At 36.8% G+C, this 11,799-nt stretch carries 10 protein-coding genes; 6 read left to right on the plus strand and 4 right to left on the minus strand.

From position 1 onward, the window contains the following. Positions 1–908 precede the first annotated feature (908 nt). From BUB45_RS07240 to BUB45_RS07255, 4 genes are all read left to right on the plus strand, one after another. The gene (locus BUB45_RS07240) at positions 909–3,140 is read left to right on the plus strand and encodes a ribonucleoside-diphosphate reductase subunit alpha (RefSeq protein ID WP_073006788.1); all 2,232 of its coding nucleotides are present in this window, start codon (positions 909–911) and stop codon (positions 3,138–3,140) included. Continuing rightward, positions 3,125–3,607 carry a flavodoxin gene (locus BUB45_RS07245; RefSeq protein ID WP_073006790.1) on the plus strand — a complete coding sequence of 161 codons (483 nt, stop codon included), beginning with the start codon at positions 3,125–3,127 and terminating at the stop codon, positions 3,605–3,607. Before BUB45_RS07240 ends, BUB45_RS07245 begins: the two co-directional genes overlap by 16 nt. Then, positions 3,552–4,595 (plus strand): ribonucleotide-diphosphate reductase subunit beta, encoded by a 1,044-nt coding sequence (locus tag BUB45_RS07250; protein ID WP_073006792.1) that lies wholly within the window; start codon positions 3,552–3,554, stop codon positions 4,593–4,595. The genes BUB45_RS07245 and BUB45_RS07250 overlap by 56 nt, the downstream gene beginning before the upstream one ends. Before the next feature lie 253 nt (positions 4,596–4,848). Continuing rightward, positions 4,849–5,883, plus strand: a complete 1,035-nt coding sequence (locus BUB45_RS07255; protein ID WP_073006793.1) for a MerR family transcriptional regulator — start codon at positions 4,849–4,851, stop codon at positions 5,881–5,883. A 122-nt stretch (positions 5,884–6,005) separates the two neighbouring features. Here BUB45_RS07255 and BUB45_RS07260 read toward each other — a convergent pair whose 3' ends face one another. After that, positions 6,006–6,920, minus strand: coding sequence for an N-acetylmuramoyl-L-alanine amidase family protein (locus tag BUB45_RS07260; protein WP_073006795.1), 915 nt, complete (start codon positions 6,918–6,920; stop codon positions 6,006–6,008). A gap of 834 nt (positions 6,921–7,754) precedes the next feature. Continuing rightward, positions 7,755–8,285: a flavodoxin family protein gene (locus BUB45_RS07265; protein ID WP_073006797.1), complete on the minus strand. Its 531-nt coding sequence runs from the start codon at positions 8,283–8,285 to the stop codon at positions 7,755–7,757. 310 nt (positions 8,286–8,595) lie between these two features. On the opposite strand from BUB45_RS07265, the gene BUB45_RS07270 reads away from it, so the two are divergent. Together BUB45_RS07270 and BUB45_RS19795 are read left to right on the plus strand one after the other, a co-directional pair. Further along, entirely contained in the window at positions 8,596–8,901 is a 306-nt protein-coding gene (locus BUB45_RS07270; RefSeq protein WP_073006799.1) for a DUF4306 domain-containing protein, read from the plus strand. 22 nt (positions 8,902–8,923) lie between these two features. Continuing rightward, on the plus strand, positions 8,924–9,082 hold the full coding sequence (locus BUB45_RS19795) for a hypothetical protein (RefSeq protein ID WP_170861724.1): 159 nt from the start codon (positions 8,924–8,926) through the stop codon (positions 9,080–9,082). 434 nt (positions 9,083–9,516) lie between these two features. Here BUB45_RS19795 and BUB45_RS07275 read toward each other — a convergent pair whose 3' ends face one another. Together BUB45_RS07275 and BUB45_RS07280 are read right to left on the minus strand one after the other, a co-directional pair. Continuing rightward, complete coding sequence (locus tag BUB45_RS07275; RefSeq protein ID WP_073006801.1) at positions 9,517–10,758, minus strand: ABC transporter permease; 1,242 nt, start codon at positions 10,756–10,758, stop codon at positions 9,517–9,519. Beyond that, entirely contained in the window at positions 10,751–11,674 is a 924-nt protein-coding gene (locus BUB45_RS07280; protein WP_073006811.1) for an ABC transporter ATP-binding protein, read from the minus strand. The genes BUB45_RS07275 and BUB45_RS07280 overlap by 8 nt, the downstream gene beginning before the upstream one ends. Between the last annotated feature and the right edge of the window lie 125 nt (positions 11,675–11,799).

Raw genomic sequence — 11,799 nt, forward strand, 5'->3', positions numbered from 1 at the left:
TTAGTTCAGTAATGGACATTGGATTTGGACAAAAATATAAGCCACAAGTAATTTCTTCCATAATAGGAAGGTTATCATGATGCTAATCTTTCATCCCTGAATGGAGGGAAATAGCTTCTCCAGCTCTTAAAATACGTTGTCACCTCGGTTAGGAGTATTTCGCTCAGGGATACCGTTAGTGATGGAAGTTTACTTGATAGAGTGAAAAAACAGCTTTTTTTCAGCAGTATGTTGGCGATACGTTAAGTTTTAATAACTTTAATAACAAACCGTTTTATTTCGTGTTAAAAAAGTATATAATATAATTTGTGTGTTTTTGGGGAAATGAAAATAGGTCATGGAAAAAGTTCTTATATGATGATATATGGCACCAAGACACTCCTTTTCGTAAGCGTATATCTTTGGGCTATTCATCATCAGTGGCAATGATAGAAAAATTCTACTGATAGAAGATGTACTTTCTACTATTCATCTATTAACGCATTATTTCCTTGCAAATTTGTAAAATAAAATTTGGTGTTTTTCTATTTGTTTTTTACGCTGATTATCCAGCCTTTAAGAACATGTGCAAGATTTTATTTAGCAATAATAGATTGCAATATGCTAATTAATATGCTAAGCTTGTAAACACAATATATCGTAATAAACAACCTTTACACATACTATATATTGTGTTTTGTTTTGAGTTAAGGCTGTTATTATTAGAAAATTAAGACGCTTGAATGTACGATAGCACGATGAAGCATTCGCTAGTATTGTAAAGTACATAACGAGTGTTAAATGAACATATAAAAGACAAGCTTGGCATAATTGCCGAGTTTTCTAATGCCTATTTACTGTTCGTAAATAGTGATAGCCATATATTATAACCCTTCAAAGGGTTTAATTATATTGAGGGAGGATTATAAATGATCATCGACATCGCTACTACAAGAGATAGACTTGTAGAAATCATTGATCTTGCGCAACAGGGGCTAGCTGTTGAAACGAAAGCTTATAAGGAGAAGGCGTTTAAAACGATTCAGGAAGATACTCCGATCGACAAAGCTTTAGATATTCTTGTTCAAATCGCATTGGAGAATATTGATGAATCTGCTCCTGATTGGACCTATGTAGCGAGCCGAATTTATTTACAGCAGCTTTACCATCAAGCCCGCCGCAATCGCCATTACGATGATGGTAAATATGGGGATTTTTATGAATTAATTACCATGCTGACGGATGAAAATATTTATGAAAATAATTTGTTAGAAAAGTATTCAAAAGCGGAAATTGATTACTTTGCCGAACAAATCGATCCTGCAAGAGACTTGTACTTCACCTACTTAGGGCTTCATACATTAGCGACACGTTATTTAGCAACAGATCACGATAAAAAGGTGTTTGAGCTACCGCAGGAACGTTGGATGGTTATTGCCATGACGCTTATGCAATATGAAGATAAAGCAAAGCGGACAGAGCATGTGTTAGAAGCTTATTGGGCACTAAGTAACTTATATATGACAGTCGCAACACCGACCCTTGCTAATGCTGGAAAAACGCATGGTCAGCTCTCTAGTTGTTTTATTGATACCGTCGATGATAGCCTTCAATCCATTTATGATAGTAATACCGATATTGCCAAGTTGTCTAAAAATGGTGGTGGAATCGGTGTGTATATGGGGAAAATCCGCAGCCGTGGAAGTTCCATTAAAGGATTTAAAGGGATGTCAAGTGGTGTTGTACCATGGATTAAACAATTGAATAATACAGCGGTAAATGTCGATCAATTAGGAACGAGAAAAGGTGCAATTGCTGTTTATTTAGATGTTTGGCACCGTGATATAGAGGCGTTTCTTGACTTGAAATTAAATAATGGTGATGAGCGTATGCGGGCACACGATATTTTCACAGGTGTTACCTTACCTGATCTTTTTATGGAACAAGTAGAAAAACGTGGTAATTGGTATCTATTTGACCCCCATGAAGTGCGACAAGTGATGGGGTATTCATTAGAAGATTTCTATGACGAAGAAAAAGGGGATGGAACTTTTCGACAAAAATATATGGAGTGCGTAAACTCCGAACAATTGTCAAAACGTGAAATTCCAGCTATTGATATTATGAAGCGCGTTATGAAATCACAATTAGAATCAGGTACACCATTTATGTTTTATCGTGATGAAGTGAATCGACAAAATAGTAATAGTCACCAAGGATTGATTTATTGCTCCAACCTTTGTACGGAAATTACGCAAAATCAATCGCCTTCTGAATTTGTAGAAGAATTTTTGGAAAACGAAAATACCATTGTAAAGAAATATAAATCTGGGGATTATGTCGTCTGTAATTTAAGTTCGATCAACCTTGGAAAAGCTGTACCAGATGAAATTCTAGATCGGTTAATTAAAATTCAAGTACGCATGCTAGATAACGTTATTGATAATAACACATTGCCGATTATGCAAGCTCAACTAACGAATAAAAAGTACCGCGCTATTGGTTTAGGAACGTTTGGCTGGCATCACCTGTTAGCTCGTAACAATATAAAGTGGGAAACGGAAGAAGCAGTGGACTATGCAGACGAATTGTATGAACGTATTGCTTTTCTTACCATTCAGGCAAGTATGGAATTAAGTAAAGAAAAAGGCAGTTACCCAGCATTTGCAGGTAGTAAGTGGAGTTCAGGTGAATACTTTGAGCAAAAAGGCTATGACAAAACAGATTGGCTTGCTTTAAAAGAAGACGTTAAACAGCATGGTATTCGAAACGGTTATTTAATGGCAGTGGCACCGAACTCAACAACAGCAATGATCGCTGGGTCTACAGCTAGTATTGATCCGATTTTTAAAACATTTTATTACGAAGAAAAGAAAGACTTTAAAATTCCAGTTACAGCACCAGACTTAACGCACAAGACATATGATGTATATCGTCGCTCTGCATACATTGTAGATCAACGCTGGTCTGTGAAACAAAACGCTGCTAGACAGAAGCATATTGATCAAAGTCTCTCCTTCAACTTCTATGTACCAAATACGATTCGAGCATCTATTTTGCTTAATTTACATTTGCAAGCATGGCAGGAAGGGTTAAAAACAACGTATTATGTACGCTCTACGTCCAATGAAGTCGAAGAATGTGAATGGTGTCAAAGTTGAGAACGTTGATTGCTTACTTGACCTACAGCGGTAATACTCAAGAAGTTGCAACACTTATCCAAGAAAACTTACAAATCAAAGGAGTGGAGACGGCGGTTCATCGTATTGGGATTGACCCGCCCGTCGACCCGGCTTCGTACGATATTATGTTCTTAGGTACATTTACTTGGGATCGGGGAAGCACACCGGATGAAGTAAAGGACTTTATTCTAGAAGTTGGATATAAGCCGGACAATGTTGCTATATTTGGTACAGGTGATACACAATTTGGGGGCGATGATTTATTTTGTCACGCTGTTGATAAGTTGGTCAATTTTTATCATAGCCCTTGGCGTGGACTGAAAATAGAACAGTCGCCAAGAGGTAAGCAAGAACAATTTGTAAAGGACTGGGTGGAAGGAGTATTAGACCATGGCAAAAATCATGCTGGAAAAAGCAAAGACGTTAGAACCATTAAATCCAAATAAGTCCACAGGTGTATTTGGAGGGCAATCCAGTGGTATCTTAAATTGGAATGATATTGCTTATCCACACTGGTATAAAATGTATAAACGGTTAGTAGGAAATTATTGGCAAGCGGATGAAGTAAATATGCAAAGTGATATTAAGCAATTCCCTTCATTGACAGCAGAAGAACAGGACGCGTATTTAAAAATTATTGGTTTGTTATCTACGTTAGATGCACCGCAAACACGAACGGCTTTACTCATTTCTTTGTACGCAACAGATCCATCTGTGCAATCCATTATGGCGGTCATTGCACAGCAGGAAGCAGTGCATAATGAAAGCTATTCTTACGTGTTGTCTTCCGTTGTCTCGTTAGATGAGCAGAATAAGTCTTTTCAACTCGGAAGAACGGATGCAGTTTTGTTGAAGCGAAACGAGAATCTAACGAAGCAGTATAACGCTTTTGTGGAAGAGCCGACGATCGAAAATATTTTAAAGACATTAGTATATACAGCTCTCTTAGAAGGTATGTTCTTTTATTCTGGGTTTGCGTTTTTCTATAATTTGGCACGCCATAATAAAATGGTTGGCACGTCAACCATGATTAGTTATATTAATCGCGATGAGCTTGAGCACGGTCGCTTCATATCTGAACTATTTCGTGCTACGCTTGCGGAAAATCCAGCATATAATAACGATACTTTTATCCAATGGGTATACGATCATTTTCAAGAATCGGTTGAATTGGAAATTGAATGGTCCAATTACGTGCTTGGCAATGTAGAAGGAATTGACCTTGACGAAATGGCTGGATACATTAAATATCGTGCAAACAAAATGCTTCGTATGATGGGATTACATGATGTATATCCAGATTATACCGAAAATCCGATGAAGTGGATTCGCGCCTACGTAGATAACTTTGATGGCACGAAAACAGATTTCTTTGAACAGAAATCTAGACAATATACGAAAACAAGCGATTTGAATGGTTTTGATGATTTATAAGCTTGGTAACTAAATAGATAGGAATACAAGCACAGGCAGCTATAAGAGGTGGACCTTCCCTTTTTAACTGCCTGTGTTTTTGTTTTTTGTATATAACTGATTAGAAAGTTGCATGAACTCTATCGGCTCACGTTTGCCTTTGGAAAATATTATTATACTATTCCTACCTCTATTTTGACGTTTTCTATAGTATAAAAAACCCTTTACATTCACGTAACGGAAACGTTTATGATAAAAGTAGGAGGGATAAGCCATGTATATTCAAGAAGTTGCCAAGCGGCTAAACACAACTGCAAGAACCATTCGATTTTATGAGGAAAAGGGTCTCCTATCGCCTAGTAAACAAGCGAATCAATACCGAACATTTACTGATGAGGAAGTAGTAAGGATTAGTACGATATTAGCATTACGTGAATTTGGCGTTGGTATTAAAGAAATAAAACAGTTACTTGATGATCAAAAACAAGACCGTATCCATGATTATTTGAATTTGCAACGTGCTGTGCTTTTTGAAAAATGGTTAGAAATGAAAGATATGATTCACACGCTAGATCAGTTGTTAGAAGGAAATAACGATCCGTTGATTTCTATTAAAGATTTAATTGCTCTATCAAAGCATTTAAGAAAGCTAAAACATTTGCGCCAATCTTGGCAGGACAAATGGGATTTTGATGCGCAAGCTTCAGATTATGATCAAAGTCTAAAAATGAGTGGTTACCGATTTAATGTCCATCAAGACTATGAAACGGCCTTGGAGAAAGTGGTTGATACAATGCCTCTAGAAACAGGACAAACTTGTTTAGATATTGGTATTGGCACAGGAAATTTAGGGGCTAAATTTTTAGCGAAAGGAGTTCATATTATTGGTGTAGACCAATCGGATAACATGTTGCAGGCATGTAAGCAAAAGCACGCAGAAATTGAAGTGCGTAAAGGCCATTTTTTGGCTTTGCCAATGGTAGATCAGCAAGTTGATGGAATTGTCTCCAGTTATGCGTTACATCATATTACAGATGAACAAAAACTGCTTGCATTAGCTGAAATGGATCGAGTTCTACGACCAAACGGTGCTATCTGTATTGTAGACTTAATGTTTCAAGATGACGCGCATCGCGGCGAAGTAATGCAATATTTAAAAGAAAGTGGGAATGCGGAGGCTATTCATGCGATTGAGGATGAGTTTTATGCAAATGGTGCTACCCTAGTAAATTGGCTACAGGAACATGATTACCATGTTAAAACGCATATTTTTAATCCGATATTAAGTATGGTTTACGCATTCAAATAGGTGAAAAGGAGTAAACTTTGGGGTATAATGACAACATTATCAAACGGATTATAAAGGCACATTGGCATCGTAGCAACGTTATACAGTAATAAGCTGCCTACATCAGAGGCAGCTTATTACTTTTAGTTGGCAAAATAATTTTTTAACCCATTCGTAATTCCGTTGGCAACTTGATGTTGAAAACTGTTAGAACGAATGGTAGCAAAATCGTTATAATTAGTAAGAAATCCTAGCTCTAATAATATAGAAGGAGCATGATTATTCCTTAATACATAATAGTTATTTGGCACCATTCCTCTATCACGCAATGTGACAGCAGAAGCAAGACCTTGGTGCACATGCTCTGCTAGTTTTTGATCTTTGGAAGAATAATAGAATGTATTTATGCCGTCTGCACTAGAGTTCGGAAATGCATTATAATGAACACTAATAAATGCATGGGTGGTATAAGCATCACTAATTCGAATACGATCACCTAAAGAAACATACGAGTCACTTGACCGAGTTAATAACACATTTGCACCAGCTGCTCGTAATTGTTCTGCAATTTGCTTGGAAGTTTCAAGTGTTAAAAATTTCTCTCGTACACCGTTTATTCCAATAGAACCAGGATCGTAACCACCGTGTCCAGGGTCTAACATGATATTGTATCCATTTAAAGAGTGACTTGCATTGCTGGTTTGAGCTTGTGGCTGCACTTGAGAAGAACTGCTTCCTTCATTGGGCGTTGCTTGTACTTGTACCTGTACAGGTTTATCGTGTTTAACAGGAATCAAATAATGTTTAGCAACCCATGCTTCTTTTCCACCAAAGTAAGTCTGTACCCAGCCGTGTTGTTCACCGAATTCGACTAATTGGTCACCAGCTTGTAATTGCCCAACAATTTCCGAGTCTATAGATGGGCTGCTTCGCACATTTAATATAGCTTGTCCAACGTCATACACATCCCCATTAGCTGCATGGCTAGTATTAGGCAGCAAAAATAGAGAAGTTAGCACAATTGCTAAAGATGTTAGTGCATAATAGATGTTTTTCAAATTAAGCACGGCCTCCTTCAATAAGATAAAATTTTGCTTTATATAAATTCGTATTGAAACAGTTGCTTTTGGGGGCAGCTGATAGAATACGAGATAAAAGCTATATTTAAAAAATAATACTGAAACGATTGGTGCTATGTTCATTGATAAGGAACAACGTATTAATAAAGGTAACAAATATAGATAGTAGAATAATAGATTAAACAAGCATTAAACATTTAGAAAGATACCTTTTATCCGGCAACAAATTTTGCGTTACTTTGTGTATGATCGGTAAGGATAATTTTCAGGGTTATAAATCAAGTTTTTTAATGTTATAGCAACGCCTCATCCATTGTACCATAGAAGGGTGGTAGTAAATACCCATTTTATTGTGTCGAATACACTTTATAATAAGTATTCGGTTATACTTTTTTATCGGCACGGTTATCTTAAGTTTAAAGTAATTTTACGAGCTTTTTAATAGTATAACCAGAATAATAGATTTAAAACGATGGATTAAAAAATGATTCCTTTTTACTAGAAAGAGATAAGCTTTTAGCAGATTTAATAGGGTAGGGAAGGGAAATAGTACATACGGCTTATTTCGTTAGAAAGACTTGGCATATCGATAAGTCTTTATAGCGAAATCTTTTTTTCTGTAGTGTAAAAGAAAACAGCTGCAATTTCTGCAGCTGTTACCAATTGAGAAATTATAAGAGATACGTATAAAAGAGTCTCAGCATATACGTGCATCCCCTTTTTACTTAGAGAGCGTCCTTTTCTATCAAAATTCTTATAAGTAAGTGTATACAAAGACTACAGTTGTAATATAAGTGGAGCTGTAAAATAGGATTAATCGAATAATTGAGAGGCTGCTTGAAGGGCTTGCTTATTATTAACCATTTCTCCTGGTTTACGTGATTGACCGATTACATAGTTTTCTAAAGTCATGCCAAAAAACTGGCAAATATACTGAAATTGTTGAACGAGGGGCAATCCTTTTATATGTGGTTGATCGCCACCAACAAGAATAAGGTATACTTTTTTATCTTTTAACGTTTGGCGAAAATGCGGGTAATTGGGATCTCGTAAAATTTGCGACCAACGATCAATGAATGTTTTTAGTGGTCCGGACATGCCATACCAATAAATAGGGGTAGCGAAAACGATGGTCTCGTGTTTTAATAGTTGGTCAATTAAAAATAAATGGTCATCCTGTATGTGGGGAAATCCTTCTGTTGCGTGTCGCTTATCTACAATCGGTTCCATGTTGTAGTCGCGCAAATAAATATGTGTTGCTGTGTCTTGAGGGATAGCGTGATGGGTTAAAAATTCTGTATTCCCATTTGTCCTTGTTGAACCATGATAGACTACTATACTCATGTTGTTCTTCCTCCTTGAATGAAAATGCCAGTTTAGTAAATAGTACCTTGTAAAATTGTATTCTAAAGATGAGTGTTTAGAAGTAACTTGCTAAGATGATTTTGCATGAATATTTGTATGTCTTACTATAATAAAATAAGGGGAACCTTTTTGTGAGGTTGTTCGTATTAAACAATAGATAAATTGCCACTCTGTTTTGTGTCATGGATAGCAAGTCGTGCATGGAAATAAGCAGGAAAATCTGGTTTGGCTTAGTGAATAAACCCTAGGCGAGGTTGTGTAACATATAGAAGGCATAGGTGGAGCCATCATGAAAAAGACGGTCATTCTTTTTTTAATAGTACTTTTTATATCTGTATATACTTGTTTCCTAACATATTGGTCTGGGTCTTATGTAGTTCTAGATCCAAATTGGCAGGAACAAACTGTTTTAACCCCAGAATCTGTACAAGACCCACGTGATATTTATGTTATTGATAAATGGATATATGCGTTTAAAATGTATCCAGTTAGAAGTATTACATTTTTGTTGTCTGCTTCTGGTGTAATTGGTTTTTGTACGTATTTCGTTCGCAAAGTGATACGTAAGCGCAAAAATGGAAATACGTTATTTTAAAGGATATGGAGGGGGGATGTAATTGAAGAAAAAACGTCGTACATCTAAACGCCAAGAGAACGAAGGTGGGTGGTGGTTCTGGATTATTGACTTTCTACTAAGTTTTGTTGAACTCATTATTTTACCACTTAAATGGTTAGGTAAATTAATGGCGGGATTATTTAAATCTTGGTGGTATTAAAGTAGTAATTTGTATGAGTATGATAGGGAAATACCGGTTATGTATAAGAAACTTACTAAGCCCTCATGGGAAAATAGCTATATATTATGAAGGAGTACTTGCAGAGATTTTTTTGAAAAAACACACCCGTTTTCGTCATATATATTTGGCGAAAACGGGTGTGTTTATAAGATTAAGCTTACTAGTAAGGATGTATAGCCAACTGTCGTATATAAACATTTAAAAGTTACGTTTTTCCAACTGTGCAAGCCCCCACAACATCACTATGCTAAAATACGATTTTTGCCGCTCGTATAGTTTTGCACTTCCTACGAAGAAGAAATGCTCTTCTGCGGGACTTTCACTCATACGATTTCCCCGCAAAAGTGTACATGTTTTACAATGATCGATAGGGTCAAGTTACTTTCATTCTTTCTTGTCGAACTACTTCTCTGTTACATTCTGATCCATTTCCAAATTTCTCCTGGAGTAGCATTTTTACCGTACATTAATATGCCTACTTTGAATATTTTTCCAGCAAGTTTTACGAAAATCCAAATACTAATGATTAAAATAGCGAGTGAAATGATAATTTCGAGCCAAGGCCATTCTTCTAAGTTGCTTAAGCGAAGTAAGAGAACACCTGGCGCCGTGAAAGGAATGTACGTACCAAGTTGAGCCATAAAGCCACTTGGGTCACTAAGAACAGGTCCGATAAAGATAAACGGCAAAAACGGAAGCATCATCACCATACCTTGGAAATTCCCTGCTGTCGTCATATCGGTCATCGTTGCGCCGACGCCGACAAAAATAGAAGCAAACAATAGATAGCCGGAAATGGCAATCATGAGGTATAAAGCTAATTCTGGAACGAACAAATAATCTAAAAACGCAATGTCCAATCGCCATGATAAAACAGGAAGGACGATGACTAAAGAGACAATAGACTGCACAATGCCTAAAACAAAATAGCCAATAATTTTTCCTTGCATGAGATCATTCGGTGTAAGTGAAGATAGAATAATTTCCGCAATCTTATCTTTTTTCTCTTGTGAAGCGCTTTGAAAAATTGCCATGCCAGTAAATACGATGGATAGCATAATAAAACCAGCAAATGCCCCAGGTACAATGCGCTCTAATGAAGCTATTTCAGATTCTTCAGCTGTTTCCTTGGCATCTTTTGTATCGGTTTCATCATTAGCTGAAACGTCTGCTATCTGAATACCACGGGAGACAACCGCTAATTGATCATTGGACAAGCCAAGTTCCTTTAGTTGCCACGCTTGAATAGGGGAGGATAATATTTGGGCTTGATTCATAAAAGAAGCATCCATTTCCTCCGAAGTGTAAGCAGGGATAGTTCCTTTTGTTAAACTTTCCTCGTCGATAAATAAGTAGGCTGTCTGTTCTGTATTTTTAACTTCCTTATTGGCTTCTTCTTCCGTTACATCCGTTTGCATGACTTGCCACGATAAATTACTTGCTGCAACCGTCTGCTCTATTTCGGAAAAAACTCCTAGTTCATCATGAATAAATACGGTCGTCATCTCTGTTTCTTCATCGTCACCGCCAATCAGTTCACCTAAGAACATAAATCCAATAATGAAGAGGGGCGTTAAAAACATTCCAATAATAAAAGTCTTGTTGCGGAGGTTTCGTTTGATCTCCCATTTAGCCACTTTCAATGAATTACGCATATGCTTCACCGACTTCCTGCATGAGCTGTTTACCTGTTGCAATATCGATAAAAATTTCATGTAGTGAAATGCGATCTAACCGTAGCTCTTGCACATCTAATGTATCAGGAAGCTGCTTGAGCCATTGCACTGGATCAATATCTTTATATAAGTAGACAATACTATGCGCATTTTCTTGTTCTACGCGTTGTACACGTGGTAACTGTTCAAGTTCTTCTTTTTTATTTGTACCATGAATCGTGCATTTAAAGTTGGCAAACTCTTTTTTTACTTCATCCATATGTCCGTAAATTACTTTTTTCCCCCGATGTATCAAAAATAGGCGATCTGCCATTTCTTCGACAAGATTCATTTGATGAGAGGATAGTAGGATAGCTGTGCCGTTATCGGCAAGCTGGCGAATTTCCTGTTTAAATAATTCTTGACTTACAGGATCTAACCCAGAAAATGGTTCATCAAGAATGAGTAATTCGGGCTCGTGAAGAATGGATGCAATAAATTGCACCTTTTGTCCCATCCCTTTCGATAGCTCATCGACATTCACTTTTTCCTTCCCTTCTAAGTCAAACTTCTTTAAATAATCTAAAGCTCGTTGTTTTGCTTGATCTAGCGGGTAGTCTTTTAATTCAGCTAAATAGAGTAGAATATCCATTACCTTGACATTTTTATATAACCCACGCTCCTCTGGTAAGTAACCGATTTTATGTCGTGGTATCGAGTTATCTGTATAATTGGAAAAGGTAATCTTTCCTGCATCAGGATATAAAATACCCATAATGTTACGAATGGTAGTTGATTTTCCAGCACCATTCGGGCCGAGAATTGCCATAATTTCACCTTGGTGTACGTCAAAAGAAATATTGTCAATGACTTGTTTGTCTTTAAAAGCTTTGTTTAAATTTTCAACGGTTAAAATTGTTGTCTCCTTCCTTTTTCTTCATTATTTAATCCATTCTGTAAGGCTCCTGCTACAACTATTGTAGGTTTTACGACGGAGATAATAGCATCTAAGCCTGTTTCATAAGGGTGCTTAGGTCATAT

The organism is Virgibacillus chiguensis (genome assembly GCF_900129865.1).
In the GTDB taxonomy this organism is placed as follows: domain Bacteria; phylum Bacillota; class Bacilli; order Bacillales; family Amphibacillaceae; genus Virgibacillus; species Virgibacillus chiguensis.